The following is a 17,287-nucleotide window of genomic DNA, read 5'->3' as shown; positions in this document are numbered from 1 at the left end:
GATCAGTATACCCGCTGGATGGAAGATATACAGTACGAAACGGGAAAAAGCAGGGCTTAACGCATGGAAAGATGCAAAAAATGGCCATCTGCGTCAAAAGAACAGACAAACTGCTCTTTACGGAAGGTATAACCGCGCATTTCGTAGCTTCCCTGAAATTGTTCAAAAGCAGTGACGTCGATTTTTTGCTCGCCGGTGTTATAACGTTTTGCCGCCTGATCCTTGCATAACGCTTCCATATTCAACGAACGCAGCGGATCAACCTTTACCCGTTGTGCTTTCTGCACGGGTGGCGGTGTAGAACAACCCACTAGCGCCATAAGCACCATAAGCGCCATTGCCGGAAAGAAAGAGTTCATCATCATTAAATTACCGTCTGGTTTGCAGGTGAGTCTTATTATTTATATCGGTATAGTGGCTGATATCTTACGAATTTCCTCAAGCCTCTATAAGCTGTAGTGATAAAACTCAGATTATTCCAGTGTGCCAACCGAATGATTTATCGGTCAGACTTTTTTTAACCAGATACAGAGACACAGATGCAGCCCAAAATTTACTGGATTGATAACCTGCGAGGGATAGCGTGTTTAATGGTGGTGATGATTCACACCACTACCTGGTATGTGACCAATGCTCATAGTGTTAGCCCCGTCACCTGGGATATCGCCAATGTTCTGAATTCTGCCTCTCGTGTCAGCGTGCCGCTATTTTTCATGATTTCCGGCTATCTCTTTTTTGGCGAACGCAGCGCCCAGCCGCGCCATTTCTTACGTATCGGCTTATGTCTGCTTTTTTATAGCGCAATCGCACTGCTCTACATTGCGCTGTTTACCTCCATCAATGTGGAGTTAGCGCTGAAAAACCTGCTGCAAAAGCCAGTGTTTTACCACTTATGGTTTTTCTTCGCGATTGCGGTGATTTATCTGGTTTCACCGCTGATTCAGGTGAAGAACGTCGGCGGAAAAATGTTGCTGGTACTAATGGTGGTGATTGGTATTATCGCTAACCCAAACACAGTGCCGCAGAAAATTGACGGTTTTGAATGGCTGCCAATTAACTTATATATCAATGGCGACACTTTTTACTACATCCTGTATGGCATGTTGGGCCGCGCTATAGGGATGATGGACACACAGCATAAAGCACTGTCGTGGGTGTGCGCCGCACTGTTTGCGACGGGGGTTTTTATTATCTCTCGCGGGACATTATATGAATTGCAGTGGCGCGGAAATTTTGCCGATACCTGGTATCTTTACTGTGGGCCGATGGTTTTTATCTGCGCAATCGCACTATTGACTCTGGTTAAAAACACGCTGGATACACACACTGTTCCCGGGCTTGGGCTGATATCACGCCATTCTTTAGGTATATACGGGTTCCATGCATTGATTATCCATGCGCTGCGCACCCGGGGGATTGAGCTTAAAAACTGGCCAATACTGGATATTATTTGGATCTTTTGCGCGACGTTGGCAGCGAGTTTGTTACTTTCTGTGCTGGTACAACGAATCGACAGAAACAGACTAGTGAGTTAAATAAAAGCCCGGTCACATTGGACTGACCGGGCTTACGTGAATTATTCGCTGTATTCTTCCTGGGTAACCTGTGTTTCTTTTGGTGGGTTTATTCCGGCATCACGAATATTCTTCTGCACCGCTACTGCACCAAACAAGCTTAAGAAGAAAGCCAGTCCATAAAAACCTTTCTCGCTGAGTAATAACGTCGCATTCCACAGACCTACCATCAGTAACGCAACAGAGATAATAAAGACAGTCAGGCAGGTCATATAATAAATGGAGGTGGTCGGTATGCCTTCATACTTGTCCCGAACGGTCTTTTGATAAGATGCCGCAGAAAACAGTCCTAGCACCAGCACGGCAAAATAATATCCTTTTTCATTTAACTGCATCTCTGCATTCCATAGCCCTAACAGATAGGTAACGATACCACCAACAAGAGCTATCCATGACACAATACTAAATGCCGGAGAATAGGTTGATATTTTGTTGTCCATCACAGTATTCCTTTCATTCCTGAATGTGTAAGAGCTTTATGTTGCTCATGCCGGGCGAAACAAACGCATTTGACCAAACAAGCAGACAAAAAAGGCGATAGGGTAGATCACCATTTCATAAGCATTGATAGGTGCGTTTAAAACACCGATAAACAAGAGACCGATAGTGATTAACGCAACTAACTGGCAGATGTGAATAAAAAAATCATCCAGTTGCCCGAGTTTTTCTGCGCGAAGATATGCATAGTTGCTAAAAGTTGCCGTCATTAACACGCCAAGAAAATAGCCTTTTCCACTTAACAATGGGCATGAGATCCATAGCCCAAGCAGATAAACCAGCGCCCCGACAACAAATAATAGTTTTGCCACAGTCTTTGAGGTTTTCATAACGATCTCCATATCTACCAGCGATACATTACGAGTAACCAACGAAAGACAAAACTGAAAAATGCCATTAACAAATGATTTCAGAATAAATTCATACTAAATATTAATTAATTACTGATATATATAGATGTGAATTATCCCCCACCCGGTCAGGCAGGGGATAACGTTTACGCCATTAATGGCAGAAGTTGCTGATAGAGGCGACGGAACGTTTCACGTCGTGGCTGATAAGTGGCATAACGCTGCGCATCTGGTAAATGCGACTGTTCTAACGGTAGTTGTGGCAACAACTCAATGAGCGATTTCTCTGGATTCGCCGCAATCTGCGCCAGCCTTGCTGCGCCCAGTGCTGGCCCCACATCCCCCCCCGTGCGGTAATCGAGTTGCTGACCGCTGATATCCGCCAGCATCTGACGCCAGTACTCACTACGCGCCCCGCCACCAATCAACGTAACACTTTGCGGTTTAATGCCGCAGGCATGCACGACATCCATGCCATCTGCCAGCGCATAACCCACGCCTTCCAGCACTGCTCGCGCCAGTTCATTGGGGCCATGTTGATGAGTCAAACCAAAGAAAACCCCCTTCGCCTGGGGATTATTGTGTGGTGTACGCTCGCCGGAAAGATAAGGCAGAAACCAAACTGGCTCGGCACTTTCATCAGCCTGTTGAGCAGCCGCGATTAAAGCTGGGACATTGTTCAGGCCCGTTAATTTCGCGGCCCAATCCAGACACGACGCTGCACTCAGCATCACAGACATTAAATGCCAACGCTGCGGGAGCGCATGGCAAAAGCTGTGTACGGCGCTTTCTGGCTTGCTTAAGAACCCTTCGCTGACAGCAAAATAGACCCCCGACGTCCCCAGCGATAACATTGCCTGATTAGCATCAACCATTCCTACACCAACCGCACCAGCTGCATTATCACCACCGCCTGCGACAACTGGCACTGCCGCCATACCCCACGCTTTCGCAACTTCAGGTAGCAAAGCACCAGTAATTTCGCTGCCTTCGTATAATGCGGGCATCTGGTCACGAGATAAGTGGCAAGCCTGCAGCATGACGTCACTCCAGTCACGCTTTGCGACATCCAGCCACATGGTGCCAGCTGCGTCAGACATATCGCTGGCAAACTCCCCCGTCATACGCAGACGCAAGTAATCTTTCGGTAATAATACTTTGTCGATTTGACGGAATATCTCCGGCTCATGCCGCTGAACCCATAGCAATTTAGGCGCAGTAAATCCGGGCATCATCAGGTTACCGGTAATCACCCGTGATTGCGGAACTCGCGCTTCCAGCAAAGTGCACTCTTGCGCACAGCGCCCGTCGTTCCACAAAATGGCAGGGCGTAATACCCGTTGCTGGGCATCCAGTAAGGTTGCACCGTGCATCTGGCCGGCAATACCCAATGCTTTAACGTCCTGCAGAGAATGCTGATCGCCCAGAGCTTTCATTGCGCGATCAGTTGCCTGCCACCACTGTTCCGGGTCTTGTTCCGACCAGAGTGGATGCGGGCGCGAAACGGTCAGCTTTTCCGTTTGCGAAGCAACCACCTCACCCTGCTCGTTGAGCAAAATAACTTTTACGCCCGAGGTGCCAAGATCTATCCCGATATACATATCGATCGTTCCTTAAAAAAATGCCCGGTATCGCTACCGATAACCGGGCCAACGGACTGCACAGTTAGCCGTTATTTGTCGAACAGATAATGGTTTACCAGATTTTCCAGTTGCTCCTGGCGACCACTCTGATGCACCGGAGACAAATTATGTTCCTGAGCATATTTGGCTAAATCTGCCAGTGACATTTGGCCTTTCAGGATTTGCTGGCCTAATTCGCTATTCCAGCCGGAATAACGCTGCGCGATGCGTTTATCCAGCTCGCCATCTTCAATCATGCGTGCTGCAATTTTCAGCGCCAACGCCATCGTATCCATCGCGCCGATATGACCGTAAAACAGATCATATTTATCAGTACTTTGACGACGGACTTTGGCATCGAAGTTCAGACCGCCGGTGGTGAAACCGCCTGCTTTGAGAATTTCATACATCACCAGCGCATTCTCTTCCACACTGTTCGGGAACTGGTCGGTGTCCCAGCCCAGTTGTGCATCGCCACGGTTGGCGTCGACAGAACCGAACAGGCCAAGCGCAATGGCGGTGGCAATTTCATGATGGAAAGAGTGACCTGCCAGCGTCGCGTGGTTAGCTTCAATGTTCAGTTTAATCTCTTTTTCCAGACCAAACTGTTTCAGGAAGCCATACACCGTCGCGGCATCGTAATCATATTGATGTTTAGTCGGTTCTTGCGGTTTCGGTTCGATAAGCAACGTACCCTGGAAACCGATTTTATGTTTATGCTCAACCACCATTTGCATAAAGCGGCCCAGTTGTTCACGCTCCTGACGCAAGTCGGTATTTAACAGCGTTTCGTAACCTTCACGACCGCCCCACAGAACATAGTTTTCACCGCCCAATTTATGGGTTGCTTCCATCGCCGTAACGACTTGCGTCGCCGCCCAACTGAAGACTTCAGGATCTGGGTTCGTCGCTGCGCCCGCGCCGTAGCGAGGGTTTGTAAAGCAGTTCGCGGTTCCCCACAGCAGCTTCACGCCGCTCTCTTCTTGCTTGCCTGCCAGGACATCAACCATTTGCGCAAAATTATTGATGTACTCTTTTAACGACGCGCCCTCAGGGGAAACATCCACATCGTGGAAGCAATAAAATGGCACATGTAACTTGTGGAAAAACTCAAATGCGACATCTGCTTTACGCTTCGCCAACGCCAGTGCCTCACCAGGCTGCTGCCACGGACGATTAAACGCCCCCACACCAAACATGTCCGCCCCGTTCCAGCAGAAGGTGTGCCAGTAGCAGGCGGCAAAACGCAAGTGCTCTTCCATACGCTTGCCCAACACCAGTTCGTCGGGATTATAGTGATGGAATGCTAACGGGTTAGAGGATTTTGAGCCTTCATAACGAACGCGATCGAGCTGGTCAAAATAGGCTTGCATATTGAACTCCATAATCAGGTAATGCCGCGGGTGATGGATGATGTCGTAATATTGGGCACTCCCTTTCAGTTGCTCAATTATGTTATTTCACACTGCTATTGAGATAATTCACAAGTGTGCGCTCGCTCGCAAAATAAAATGGAATGATGAAACTGGGTAATTCCTCGAAGAGAAAAATGCAATAAGTACAATTGCGCAACAAAAGTAAGATCTCTGTCATAAATCAAGAAATAAACCAAAAATCGTAATCGAAAGATAAAAATCTGTAATTGTTTTCCCCTGTTTAGTTGCTAAAAATTGGTTACGTTTATCGCGGTGATTGTTACTTATTAAAGCTGTCCTCTAACTACAGAAGGCCCTACACCATGAAAATAAAGAACATTCTACTCACCCTTTGCACCTCACTTCTGCTTACCAACGTTGCGGCGCACGCCAAAGAAGTCAAAATAGGTATGGCGATTGATGATCTCCGTCTTGAACGCTGGCAAAAAGATCGAGATATTTTTGTGAAAAAGGCAGAATCTCTCGGCGCGAAAGTATTTGTACAGTCTGCAAATGGCAATGAAGAAACACAAATGTCGCAGATTGAAAACATGATTAACCGTGGTGTCGATGTTCTTGTCATTATTCCGTATAACGGTCAGGTATTAAGTAACGTTGTAAAAGAAGCCAAACAAGAAGGTATTAAAGTATTAGCTTACGACCGTATGATTAACGATGCGGATATCGATTTTTATATTTCTTTCGATAACGAAAAAGTCGGTGAACTGCAGGCAAAAGCCCTGGTCGATATTGTTCCGCAAGGTAATTACTTCCTGATGGGCGGCTCGCCGGTAGATAACAACGCCAAGCTGTTCCGCGCCGGACAAATGAAAGTGTTAAAACCTTACGTTGATTCCGGAAAAATTAAAGTCGTTGGTGACCAATGGGTTGATGGCTGGTTACCGGAAAACGCATTGAAAATTATGGAAAACGCGCTAACCGCCAATAATAACAAAATTGATGCTGTAGTTGCCTCAAACGATGCCACCGCAGGTGGGGCAATTCAGGCATTAAGTGCGCAAGGTTTATCAGGGAAAGTAGCAATATCCGGCCAGGATGCGGATCTCGCAGGTATTAAACGTATTGCTGCCGGTACGCAAACTATGACGGTGTATAAACCTATTACATTGTTGGCAAATACTGCCGCAGAAATTGCCGTTGAGTTGGGCAATGGTCAGGAACCAAAAGCAGATACCACACTGAATAATGGTCTGAAAGATGTTCCCTCCCGCCTGCTGACCCCGATCGATGTGAATAAAAACAACATCAAAGATACGGTAGTTAAAGACGGATTCCACAAAGAGAGCGAGCTGTAAGCGTTACGCCCCGGCACAGAGCGGGGGCGTGATTTCTCTCCATGCCGTGTAAATTAATTGGCTTAGGTGGAGTCGTTATGCCTTATCTACTTGAAATGAAGAACATTACCAAAACCTTCGGCAGTGTGAAGGCGATTGATAACGTTAGCTTGCGGTTGAATGCCGGCGAAATAGTCTCACTCTGCGGGGAAAATGGGTCTGGTAAATCAACGCTGATGAAAGTGCTGTGTGGTATTTATCCCCATGGCTCCTACGAAGGCGACATTATTTTTGCGGGAGAAGAGATTCAGGCGAGTCACATCCGCGATACCGAACGCAAAGGTATCGCTATCATTCACCAGGAATTGGCCCTGGTGAAAGAATTGACCGTACTGGAAAATATTTTCCTGGGTAACGAAATAACCCACAATGGTATTATGGACTATGATCTGATGACGCTACGCTGTCAGAAGCTGCTCGCACAGGTCAGTTTACTTATTTCACCAGATACCCGCGTTGGCGATTTAGGGCTAGGGCAACAACAACTGGTTGAAATTGCCAAGGCACTTAATAAACAGGTGCGCTTGTTAATTCTCGATGAACCGACAGCCTCATTAACTGAGCAGGAAACGTCGGTTTTACTGGATATTATTCGCGATCTACAACAGCACGGTATCGCCTGTATTTATATTTCGCACAAACTCAACGAAGTCAAAGCGATTTCCGATACGATTTGCGTTATTCGCGACGGTCAGCACATTGGTACGCGTGATGCTGCCGGAATGAGTGAAGACGATATTATCACCATGATGGTCGGGCGAGAGTTAACCGCACTTTACCCTAATGAACCACATACCACCGGAGATGAAATATTACGTATTGAACATCTGACGGCATGGCATCCGGTTAATCGTCATATTAAACGAGTTAATGATGTCTCGTTTTCCCTGAAACGTGGCGAAATACTGGGTATTGCCGGACTCGTTGGTGCCGGACGTACCGAGACCATTCAGTGCCTGTTTGGCGTGTGGCCCGGACAATGGGAAGGAAAAATTTATATTGATGGCAAACAGGTAGATATTCGTAACTGTCAGCAAGCCATCGCCCAGGGGATTGCGATGGTACCCGAAGACAGAAAGCGCGACGGCATCGTTCCGGTAATGGCGGTTGGTAAAAATATTACCCTCGCCGCACTCAATAAATTTACCGGCGGTATTAGCCAGCTTGATGACGCGGCAGAGCAAAAATGTATTCTGGAATCAATCCAGCAACTCAAAGTTAAAACGTCGTCCCCCGACCTTGCTATTGGACGTTTGAGCGGCGGCAATCAGCAAAAAGCGATCCTCGCTCGCTGTCTGTTACTCAACCCGCGCATTCTCATTCTTGATGAACCTACCAGGGGTATCGATATTGGCGCGAAATACGAGATCTACAAATTAATTAACCAACTCGTCCAGCAGGGTATTGCCGTTATTGTCATCTCTTCCGAATTACCTGAAGTGCTCGGCCTTAGCGATCGTGTACTGGTGATGCATGAAGGGAAACTAAAAGCCAACCTGATAAATCATAACCTGACTCAGGAGCAGGTGATGGAAGCCGCATTGAGGAGCGAACATCATGTCGAAAAGCAATCCGTCTGAAGTGAAATTGGCAGTACCGACATCCGGTGGCTTTTCCGGGCTGAAGTCACTGAATTTGCAGGTCTTCGTGATGATTGCAGCGATCATCGCAATCATGCTGTTCTTTACCTGGACCACCGATGGTGCCTACTTAAGCGCCCGTAACGTCTCCAACCTGTTACGCCAGACCGCGATTACCGGCATCCTCGCGGTAGGAATGGTGTTCGTCATAATTTCTGCTGAAATCGACCTTTCCGTCGGCTCAATGATGGGGCTATTAGGTGGCGTCGCGGCGATTTGTGACGTCTGGCTAGGCTGGCCTTTGCCACTTACCATCATTGTGACGTTGGTTCTGGGACTGCTTCTCGGAGCCTGGAACGGATGGTGGGTTGCATACCGCAAAGTCCCTTCATTTATTGTCACCCTTGCGGGCATGTTGGCATTTCGCGGCATACTCATTGGCATCACCAACGGCACGACGGTTTCCCCCACCAGTGCCGCGATGTCACAAATTGGGCAAAGCTATCTACCTGCCAGCACCGGCTTCATCATTGGCGCGCTTGGCTTAATGGCTTTTGTTGGCTGGCAATGGCGCGGAAGAATGCGCCGTCAGGCTTTGGGTTTGCAGTCTCCGGCCTCTACCGCAGTTGTCGGCCGCCAGGCATTAACGGCGATTATCGTCTTAGGCGCAATCTGGCTGTTGAACGATTACCGTGGCGTTCCCACTCCTGTTCTGCTGTTGACGTTGCTGTTACTCGGCGGAATGTTTATGGCAACGCGGACGGCATTTGGAAGACGCATTTATGCCATCGGCGGCAATCTGGAAGCAGCACGGCTCTCCGGGATTAACGTTGAACGCACCAAACTTGCCGTGTTCGCTATTAACGGATTAATGGTCGCTATCGCTGGGTTAATCCTTAGTTCACGCCTTGGCGCAGGTTCACCTTCTGCGGGAAATATCGCCGAACTGGACGCAATTGCCGCATGTGTGATTGGCGGCACCAGTCTGGCAGGCGGCGTCGGGAGCGTGGCCGGAGCGGTAATGGGGGCATTCATCATGGCTTCACTGGATAACGGCATGAGTATGATGGATGTACCGACCTTCTGGCAGTATATAGTTAAAGGTGCGATTCTGTTGCTGGCAGTATGGATGGACTCCGCAACCAAACGCCGTTCTTGATTTTGATAAAAATTTTCTCAAAACCGGTAACTTATTACCGGTTTTGAGTTTTTGCATGATTCAGCAGGAAAAGAACCATGTTTACTAAACGTCACCGCATCACATTGCTGTTCAATGCTAATAAAGCCTATGACCGTCAGGTAGTAGAAGGCGTAGGGGAATATTTACAGGCGTCACAATCGGAATGGGATATTTTCATTGAAGAAGATTTCCGCGCCCGCATTGATAAAATCAAGGACTGGTTAGGAGATGGCGTCATTGCCGACTTCGACGACAAACAAATCGAGCAAGCACTGGCTAACGTCGACGTCCCCATTGTTGGGGTTGGTGGCTCGTATCACCTTGCCGAAAGTTACCCACCCGTTCATTACATTGCCACCGATAACTATGCACTGGTTGAAAGCGCATTTTTGCATTTAAAAGAGAAAGGCGTTAACCGCTTTGCTTTTTATGGTCTTCCGGAATCCAGCGGCAAACGTTGGGCCACTGAACGCGAATATGCTTTCCGTCAGCTTGTCGCCGAAGAAAAGTATCGCGGAGTAGTTTATCAGGGGTTAGAAACCGCGCCAGAGAACTGGCAACACGCGCAAAATCGGCTGGCAGACTGGCTACAAACGCTGCCGCCGCAAACCGGGATCATTGCCGTTACCGACGCCCGGGCGCGGCACATTTTGCAAGTATGCGAACATCTACATATTCCCGTACCGGAAAAATTATGCGTGATTGGCATCGATAACGAAGAACTGACCCGCTATCTGTCGCGTGTCGCCCTTTCTTCGGTCGCTCAGGGCGCGCGGCAAATGGGATATCAGGCGGCAAAACTGTTGCATCGATTATTAGATAAAGAAGAAATGCCGCTACAGCGGATTTTGGTCCCACCAGTTCGCGTCATTGAACGGCGCTCAACAGATTACCGTTCGCTGACCGATCCCGCCGTTATTCAGGCCATGCATTACATTCGTAATCACGCCTGTAAAGGGATTAAAGTGGATCAGGTACTCGATGCCGTCGGGATCTCGCGCTCCAATCTTGAGAAGCGTTTTAAAGAGGAGGTGGGTGAAACCATCCATGCCATGATTCATGCCGAGAAGCTGGAGAAAGCGCGCAGTCTGCTGATTTCAACCACCTTATCGATCAATGAGATATCGCAAATGTGCGGTTATCCATCGCTGCAATATTTCTACTCTGTTTTTAAAAAAGCATATGACACGACGCCAAAAGAGTATCGCGATGTAAATAGCGAGGTCATGTTGTAGCGATGATGAGAATTGTCGGCGTCGCATCAGGTAACTCAGCACAACCACCTGATGCGAGCAAAAGCCTTATCCGACTGGCAAGTCGGATAAGGCTCGAGGAAATGCAATTACATATGCGCCGCGATTAACCGTTGGTTATCCTGGTACATTGCGAACAGGTAGTTGTTATAACTCTTCCCTTTGGTCGAGTAGCCCTTCAGCTTGTGAATCATCGCTGTGGCAGTCACTTCCTGATCCGCTTTACGCAGTTGTGCACGCGATTTACGGAACGAAGAGTAAGCCGGGTGAGTATTCAGGTTAGTGACATAGGCGCTCACCGATTCTTTGACAGAACTGAACTGTGAGTACCCCTTCACTTTACCCGGCGCATTGGTACAACGTCCTTTCATGCACTTCATGCCGAATAGGTTGTTGTTGCTACGCGCCAGCTTCGACGTTCCCCAACCGCTTTCTGCTGCAGCCATCGTCGCCACCATACTGGTAGGAATAATGTCTACGCGTTCAAGCAAGGTATTCCACGGGATTTTTCGCGTATTACCGGACCACTTCACCTTGTAGCGTTTGGCGATGTCTTTCAGACGCGCACGCTCAGCAGGTGACCATTGGCCCTGATACTGTTTTGAAATGAGCCAGTTACGTTCCGCAGTAATGGCCGCATTTTGGCTGGTAATGTAAGGCATTACGGTCCGGAGAAACGCTTTTTTCCTTGGTGTTCCGGAAGGGTATTTTCGCAAATCAGGAAGTGAACTACTCTTTGCACTATTGCGAGAATACTCTTGTTTACTGCTTACCTGTTTATTACTAGCTTTAGTTAAGTGGGACTTTTGACTCGCTGTTGTTGTGTGCGTCTTCGCTAACACCTCACTCGAAAACACCAGAGTGAGTAACATAAGAATCATCGCCCCATATCGTCGTATGGGAGTCAAAATCATCAGGTCTCCTGGTCGGATTTAATCATTCCAACACCTTATATTTTTCACAAATTTGAGAGTTGAATCTCAAATCATATCAAAAATAGCCGTCAAGAGCACCCCAAGGAATAGTCCAAATCTGAAACTATGTCACGTGTTAACGATTCAGATTGGCGCTAAATCGCAGAAAATGTGGGGTTTATCGCAAAATTCAGCCGTTTTTTGCGCGCGATCGCTCACCCTTGCTTCTCATCCTGTGGACTTACCGCTCAGGGATGAGTTTTGTCTGGCTTATCGCTGGCAAACTGTCTGAAATCGCAGCAATAAGGACTCATCCGCCATGAAACTCGCCGCCTGTTTTCTGACACTCCTTCCTGGCTTCGCCGTTGCCGCCAGCTGGACTTCTCCGGGGTTCCCTGCCTTTAGCGAACAGGGAACGGGAACATTTGTCAGCCACGCGCAGTTGCCCAAAGGTACGCGTCCACTCACGCTAAATTTTGACCAACAGTGCTGGCAGCCTGCGGATGCGATAAAACTCAATCAGATGCTTTCCCTGCAACCTTGTAGCAACACGCCACCTCAATGGCGATTGTTCAGGGACGGCGAATATACGCTGCAACTAGACACCCGCTCCGGTACACCAACATTGATGATTTCCATCCAGAACGCCGTCGAACCGGTAGCAAGCCTGAGCCGTGAATGCCCGAAATGGGATGGATTACCGCTCACACTGGATGTCAGCGCCACTTTTCCGGAGGGAGCCGCAGTCCGGGATTATTACAGCCAGCAAATTGCGATAGTGAAGAACGGTCAAATAACGTTACAACCCGCTGCCACCAGCAACGGTTTACTCCTGCTGGAACGGGCAGAAACTGACACATCCGCCCCTTTCGACTGGCATAACGCCACGGTTTACTTTGTGCTGACAGATCGTTTCGAAAACGGCGATCCCAGTAATGACCAGAGTTACGGACGTCATAAAGACGGTATGGCAGAAATTGGCACTTTTCACGGCGGCGATTTACGCGGCCTGACCAACAAACTGGATTACCTCCAGCAGCTGGGCGTCAATGCTTTATGGATAAGTGCCCCATTTGAGCAAATTCACGGCTGGGTCGGCGGCGGTACAAAAGGCGATTTCCCGCATTATGCCTACCACGGTTATTACACACAGGACTGGACGAATCTTGATGCCAATATGGGCAGCGAAGCCGATCTAAGGACGCTGGTTGATAGCGCGCATCAGCGCGGTATTCGTATTCTCTTTGATGTCGTGATGAACCACACCGGCTATGCCACGCTGGCGGATATGCAGGAGTATCAGTTTGGCGCGTTATACCTTTCTGGTGATGAGCTGAAAAAAACGTTAGGTGACCGCTGGAGCGACTGGAAGCCCGCCGCCGGGCAAACCTGGCATAGCTTTAACGATTACATTAATTTCAGCGACAAAACAGGCTGGGATAAATGGTGGGGAAAAAACTGGATCAGAACGGATATCGGCGACTACGACAATCCTGGATTTGACGATCTCACCATGTCGCTGGCCTTTTTACCGGATATCAAAACCGAATCAACTACCGCTTCTGGCCTGCCAGTGTTCTATAACAACAAAACGGATACCCACGCTAAAGCCATTGACGGCTTTACCCCTCGAGATTACTTAACCCATTGGTTAAGCCAGTGGGTCCGTGACTATGGGATTGATGGTTTTCGGATCGACACCGCCAAACATGTTGAGTTGCCCGCCTGGCAGCAACTGAAAACCGAAGCCAGCGCCGCGCTTCGCGAATGGAAAAAAGCGAATCCCGACAAAGCATTAGATGACAAACCTTTCTGGATGACCGGTGAAGCCTGGGGCCACGGCGTGATGCAAAGTGACTACTATCGCCACGGCTTCGATGCGATGATCAATTTCGATTATCAGGAGCAGGCGGCTAAAGCAGTCGATTGTCTGGCGCAGATGGATACGACCTGGCAGCAAATGGCGGAGAAATTGCAGGATTTCAACGTGTTGAGCTACCTCTCGTCGCATGATACCCGCCTGTTCCGTGAAGGGGGCGACAAAGCAGCAGAGTTAATGTTATTAGCGCCAGGCGCAGTACAAATCTTTTATGGTGATGAATCCTCTCGTCCGTTCGGTCCTACCGGATCTGATCCGCTGCAAGGCACGCGTTCGGATATGAACTGGCAGGATGTTAGCGGTAAATCTGCCGCTAGCGTCGCGCACTGGCAGAAAATCAGCCAGTTCCGCGCCCGTCATCCCGCAATTGGCGCAGGCAAACAAACGACACTTTCGCTGAAGCAGGGCTACGGCTTTGTTCGTGAGCATGGCGACGATAAAGTGCTGGTCGTTTGGGCGGGGCAACAGTAACGTTTCCGGCTTCCCGTTCGTCAGTACCTCGGGAAGCCGCCAACCAGGATAAAATGTCAGCCCTAATCAGAGTTGCAGGATAAAGCACCGCTCCCACTTCAACAGAGCGATTTGCACCCCAGCAAATGTAGCGTTATTGTTACCTTCCTTGCTACAGAGTTCGACAGATATCCCGCTATGACATTCTCCCTTTTTGGTGACAAATTTACCCGCCACTCCGGCATTACGCTGCTGATGGAAGATCTGAACGACGGTTTACGCACGCCTGGCGCGATTATGCTCGGCGGCGGTAATCCAGCGCAGATCCCGGAAATGCAGGACTACTTCCAGACGCTACTGACCGACATGCTGGAAAGTGGCAAAGCGACTGATGCACTGTGCAATTACGACGGTCCACAGGGGAAAACGGAGCTACTCACACTGCTTGCCGGAATGCTACGCGAGAAGTTGGGTTGGGATATCGAACCACAGAATATTGCACTAACAAACGGCAGCCAGAGCGCGTTTTTCTACTTATTTAATCTGTTCGCCGGACGCCGTGCCGATGGTCGGATCAAAAAAGTGCTGTTTCCGCTGGCACCGGAATACATTGGCTACGCTGACGCCGGACTGGAAGAAGATCTGTTTGTCTCTGCGCGTCCGAATATTGAACTGCTGCCGGAAGGCCAGTTTAAATACCACGTCGATTTTGAGCATCTGCATATTGGCGAAGAGACCGGGATGATTTGCGTCTCCCGACCGACGAATCCAACAGGCAATGTGATTACTGACGAAGAATTATTGAAACTGGACGCACTGGCGAATCAGCACGGTATTCCGCTGGTGATTGATAACGCTTATGGCGTCCCGTTCCCAGGCATCATCTTCAGCGAAGCGCGCCCGCTGTGGAATCCGAATATTGTACTGTGCATGAGTCTTTCCAAGCTGGGACTACCGGGTTCGCGCTGCGGCATTATCATCGCCAATGAAAAAATCATCACCGCCATCACCAACATGAACGGCATTATCAGCCTGGCGCCTGGCGGTATTGGTCCGGCGATAATGTGTGAAATGATTAAACGTAACGATCTGCTGCGCCTGTCTGAAACAGTCATCAAACCGTTTTACTACCAGCGTGTTCAGGAAACTATCGCTATCATTCGCCGCTATTTACCGGAAGATCGCTGCCTGATTCATAAACCGGAAGGAGCCATTTTCCTCTGGCTATGGTTTAAGGATTTGCCAATTACGACCGAGCAGCTCTACCAGCGCCTGAAAGCACGGGGCGTGCTGATGGTGCCGGGGCACAACTTCTTCCCAGGGCTGGATAAACCGTGGCCACATACACATCAATGTATGCGTATGAACTACGTGCCGGAGCCGGATAAAATTGAAGCGGGGGTGAAGATTCTGGCGGAAGAGATTGAACGCGCCTGGGCTGAAAGTCATTAAAAATTGCCTGATGCGCTACGCTTATCAGGCCTACATCATTTCTGCAATATATTGAATTTGGAATAATTTGTAGGCCGGATAAGGCGTTTAAGCCGCATCCGGCATAAACAAAGCGCACTATTCCTGCGTTAAAAAACGCCGGAAAAACGTTTCAAACAGACTGCTGCCGTAGCCGATGCCGCTGCACTTTCTCGACATCCATGCATTGCAACGCTTGTGTTGGGCAAGCTTCAACACAAGCCGGTCCCGTCGCCCGATGCCAGCACAGATCGCACTTAATCGCCCTCGCCTTTGTGCGTGAAGAAACGACCTCCATCGCACCAAACGGGCAAGCCAGCATACAGCTTTTACAGCCAATACAACGTGATTGTTCAACGAAAATATGCCCATGTTCGCGACTTATCGCGTCAACAGGGCACACATTTGCGCACGGTGCATCTTCACACTGATGACAGGCTACTGCCGTGGTGTAAGTATGATCTTTAATGACACGAATACGCGAAATAAACTCACCGGGTGACAACGCAGCGCAATCCTGATTCTCCTGATGCGACACTGCGCAAGCCACTTCACAGGTACGGCAACCGATACATTTCGTCGCATCCGCAATAATAAACCGGTTCATGATCACTCCTTTGCACTAAAACAGCAGAGTGCCAGAGAGCGCGTCTCTACTGCTTTGATCCAACGAAGGAAATGTTAAAGTTTTGGCACTTGTCCAGAGCGTTATGTGATCGCGCCCTGGTCGTCCCTGACAGTAAATCCCAGTTCATTAGAAATAGCCTGCGCGGTTTCACGCAGTGGTTTCAGGAGATTTTTCTCCCCCACCTGTTTCAGACGTGATGTCGAAAGAGAAATCGACACGGCGTACGGCACCCGCCCATGAATATTAAACACCGGAACAGCAATACAGGAGACGCCGAGTTCGTTTTCTTCTCTGTCCATCGCCGCTCCGCTTTCACGAATGTGCGCCAGTTCGTCGAACATCGCGGGCAGCTCGGTAATGGTATTGCGGGTTAACGGCTGGATCTCATGCTGATGGCTTTCCCAGTATGACTTCACGTAGTCCGGGTGACCAAACGCCATGTAGATCTTGCCCATTGCGGAACAGTAGAGCGGCATATGCTGGCCTATATAAGCTCGGGTTCGCAGCATCCCGGTCGTGGGTTCCAGCTTATAAATCAAAATAGCGTGATCGTCTTCGCGGCTGGAGAAGTTAATGGTTTCACCAGTGGCGATGTTCAGTGCCTCAAGATGCGGAGCGGCGATATGAATGATATTCAGCGAAGACAGCGCCTTCTGCCCGACGGCAATAAATTTGGTAGTCAGGCGGTAACTCCCTGCGGCGGGCGCGGTGGTCACATAGCCGCAGGACTGTAATCCCTGCAATAAGCGATGGACGGTACTCTTATTTAAACCAGCCAGCTCCGAAAGATGCGCCAACGGACAACCGTTTGGATAGTTGCTCAAAATCTCAATCAGCATCAACCCGCGAAACAGACTCTGGCTTCCGGCTGGACGCTCTTTTTCCTGCGCCATCTCGTTCTCTTTTTTTCCCATCACTTCTTTCCCCATTTTGTCGCGTCCTGATGGTAGCGCAAAGTGTGCCGTAGTTCACGATCTCGACAGATAATTTATAACCAATTGATTTTTAAGTCTTTTGAAATTCATTAATCAGATTGCTTTGTTAAAAAGCGATCGATATATTTGAAATCAGATTTCGCATATTGAAATTTTAAGCCAAAAAAGCGATCAAAAAAACAAG

At 48.9% G+C, this 17,287-nt stretch carries 15 protein-coding genes; 7 read left to right on the top strand and 8 right to left on the bottom strand.

Annotated elements, in window-relative coordinates; translation table 11 throughout:
• Positions 1-56 precede the first annotated feature (56 nt).
• On the bottom strand, positions 57-365 hold the full coding sequence (locus AACU19_RS22270; RefSeq protein WP_000980157.1) for a YsaB family lipoprotein: 309 nt from the start codon (positions 363-365) through the stop codon (positions 57-59).
• Between the two features lie 174 nt (positions 366-539).
• On the opposite strand from AACU19_RS22270, the gene wecH reads away from it, so the two are divergent.
• Positions 540-1,535 carry an O-acetyltransferase WecH gene (gene wecH / locus AACU19_RS22265; protein ID WP_105278554.1) on the top strand — a complete coding sequence of 332 codons (996 nt, stop codon included), beginning with the start codon at positions 540-542 and terminating at the stop codon, positions 1,533-1,535.
• A gap of 41 nt (positions 1,536-1,576) precedes the next feature.
• On the opposite strand, the gene yiaA is transcribed toward wecH, so the two are convergent.
• From yiaA to xylA, 4 genes are all read right to left on the bottom strand, one after another.
• Positions 1,577-2,014: an inner membrane protein YiaA gene (gene yiaA, locus AACU19_RS22260; protein ID WP_001296808.1), complete on the bottom strand. Its 438-nt coding sequence runs from the start codon at positions 2,012-2,014 to the stop codon at positions 1,577-1,579.
• A 45-nt stretch (positions 2,015-2,059) separates the two neighbouring features.
• Positions 2,060-2,401 (bottom strand): inner membrane protein YiaB, encoded by a 342-nt coding sequence (gene yiaB / locus AACU19_RS22255; RefSeq protein WP_105278553.1) that lies wholly within the window; start codon positions 2,399-2,401, stop codon positions 2,060-2,062.
• Between the two features lie 167 nt (positions 2,402-2,568).
• A complete protein-coding gene (gene xylB, locus AACU19_RS22250) occupies positions 2,569-4,023 on the bottom strand; it encodes a xylulokinase (protein WP_032304020.1) in 1,455 nt (484 codons plus the stop codon).
• A 71-nt stretch (positions 4,024-4,094) separates the two neighbouring features.
• A complete protein-coding gene (xylA, locus tag AACU19_RS22245; RefSeq protein ID WP_001149573.1) occupies positions 4,095-5,417 on the bottom strand; it encodes a xylose isomerase in 1,323 nt (440 codons plus the stop codon).
• A 365-nt stretch (positions 5,418-5,782) separates the two neighbouring features.
• On the opposite strand from xylA, the gene xylF reads away from it, so the two are divergent.
• From xylF to xylR, 4 genes are all read left to right on the top strand, one after another.
• The gene (gene xylF / locus AACU19_RS22240; protein ID WP_001296518.1) at positions 5,783-6,775 is read left to right on the top strand and encodes a D-xylose ABC transporter substrate-binding protein; all 993 of its coding nucleotides are present in this window, start codon (positions 5,783-5,785) and stop codon (positions 6,773-6,775) included.
• 77 nt (positions 6,776-6,852) lie between these two features.
• Entirely contained in the window at positions 6,853-8,394 is a 1,542-nt protein-coding gene (gene xylG / locus AACU19_RS22235) for a D-xylose ABC transporter ATP-binding protein (protein WP_001146488.1), read from the top strand.
• On the top strand, positions 8,372-9,553 hold the full coding sequence (gene xylH, locus AACU19_RS22230; protein WP_000045978.1) for a xylose ABC transporter permease XylH: 1,182 nt from the start codon (positions 8,372-8,374) through the stop codon (positions 9,551-9,553). Before xylG ends, xylH begins: the two co-directional genes overlap by 23 nt.
• Positions 9,554-9,630: 77 nt before the next feature.
• Positions 9,631-10,809 carry a D-xylose utilization transcriptional activator XylR gene (xylR, locus tag AACU19_RS22225; protein ID WP_000494495.1) on the top strand — a complete coding sequence of 393 codons (1,179 nt, stop codon included), beginning with the start codon at positions 9,631-9,633 and terminating at the stop codon, positions 10,807-10,809.
• A 107-nt stretch (positions 10,810-10,916) separates the two neighbouring features.
• Here the strand turns inward: xylR and AACU19_RS22220 are convergent, their stop codons facing one another.
• Positions 10,917-11,741 (bottom strand): protein bax, encoded by an 825-nt coding sequence (locus tag AACU19_RS22220; RefSeq protein WP_001364291.1) that lies wholly within the window; start codon positions 11,739-11,741, stop codon positions 10,917-10,919.
• Between the two features lie 319 nt (positions 11,742-12,060).
• Between AACU19_RS22220 and malS the strand changes: the two genes are divergently transcribed.
• Complete coding sequence (gene malS, locus AACU19_RS22215) at positions 12,061-14,091, top strand: alpha-amylase (protein WP_105278552.1); 2,031 nt, start codon at positions 12,061-12,063, stop codon at positions 14,089-14,091.
• Positions 14,092-14,268: 177 nt separating this feature from the next.
• Positions 14,269-15,522, top strand: coding sequence for a valine--pyruvate transaminase (avtA, locus tag AACU19_RS22210; RefSeq protein WP_000144350.1), 1,254 nt, complete (start codon positions 14,269-14,271; stop codon positions 15,520-15,522).
• A 151-nt stretch (positions 15,523-15,673) separates the two neighbouring features.
• On the opposite strand, the gene AACU19_RS22205 is transcribed toward avtA, so the two are convergent.
• Both AACU19_RS22205 and yiaJ read right to left on the bottom strand, forming a co-directional pair.
• Positions 15,674-16,147 carry a 4Fe-4S binding protein gene (locus AACU19_RS22205; protein ID WP_001353579.1) on the bottom strand — a complete coding sequence of 158 codons (474 nt, stop codon included), beginning with the start codon at positions 16,145-16,147 and terminating at the stop codon, positions 15,674-15,676.
• A gap of 101 nt (positions 16,148-16,248) precedes the next feature.
• Complete coding sequence (gene yiaJ / locus AACU19_RS22200) at positions 16,249-17,097, bottom strand: IclR family transcriptional regulator YiaJ (RefSeq protein ID WP_105278551.1); 849 nt, start codon at positions 17,095-17,097, stop codon at positions 16,249-16,251.
• Positions 17,098-17,287 lie beyond the last annotated feature (190 nt).

This window comes from Escherichia sp. MOD1-EC4550, assembly GCF_963876935.1.
GTDB lineage: Bacteria > Pseudomonadota > Gammaproteobacteria > Enterobacterales > Enterobacteriaceae > Escherichia > Escherichia coli_F.
The sequence above is the reverse complement of the archived record's forward strand: the minus strand, read 5'-3'. Positions and strand labels throughout refer to the sequence as shown.

Bases quoted from the DNA above. Each gene is read 5' to 3' on its own strand.
- AACU19_RS22270 (WP_000980157.1), bottom strand. From the start codon at position 365: ATGATGATGAACTCTTTCTTTCCGGCAATGGCGCTTATGGTGCTTATG.
- wecH (WP_105278554.1), top strand. From the start codon at position 540: ATGCAGCCCAAAATTTACTGGATTGATAACCTGCGAGGGATAGCGTGT.
- yiaA (WP_001296808.1), bottom strand. From the start codon at position 2,014: ATGGACAACAAAATATCAACCTATTCTCCGGCATTTAGTATTGTGTCA.
- yiaB (WP_105278553.1), bottom strand. From the start codon at position 2,401: ATGAAAACCTCAAAGACTGTGGCAAAACTATTATTTGTTGTCGGGGCG.
- xylB (WP_032304020.1), bottom strand. From the start codon at position 4,023: ATGTATATCGGGATAGATCTTGGCACCTCGGGCGTAAAAGTTATTTTG.
- xylA (WP_001149573.1), bottom strand. From the start codon at position 5,417: ATGCAAGCCTATTTTGACCAGCTCGATCGCGTTCGTTATGAAGGCTCA.
- xylF (WP_001296518.1), top strand. From the start codon at position 5,783: ATGAAAATAAAGAACATTCTACTCACCCTTTGCACCTCACTTCTGCTT.
- xylG (WP_001146488.1), top strand. From the start codon at position 6,853: ATGCCTTATCTACTTGAAATGAAGAACATTACCAAAACCTTCGGCAGT.
- xylH (WP_000045978.1), top strand. From the start codon at position 8,372: ATGTCGAAAAGCAATCCGTCTGAAGTGAAATTGGCAGTACCGACATCC.
- xylR (WP_000494495.1), top strand. From the start codon at position 9,631: ATGTTTACTAAACGTCACCGCATCACATTGCTGTTCAATGCTAATAAA.
- AACU19_RS22220 (WP_001364291.1), bottom strand. From the start codon at position 11,741: ATGATTTTGACTCCCATACGACGATATGGGGCGATGATTCTTATGTTA.
- malS (WP_105278552.1), top strand. From the start codon at position 12,061: ATGAAACTCGCCGCCTGTTTTCTGACACTCCTTCCTGGCTTCGCCGTT.
- avtA (WP_000144350.1), top strand. From the start codon at position 14,269: ATGACATTCTCCCTTTTTGGTGACAAATTTACCCGCCACTCCGGCATT.
- AACU19_RS22205 (WP_001353579.1), bottom strand. From the start codon at position 16,147: ATGAACCGGTTTATTATTGCGGATGCGACGAAATGTATCGGTTGCCGT.
- yiaJ (WP_105278551.1), bottom strand. From the start codon at position 17,097: ATGGGGAAAGAAGTGATGGGAAAAAAAGAGAACGAGATGGCGCAGGAA.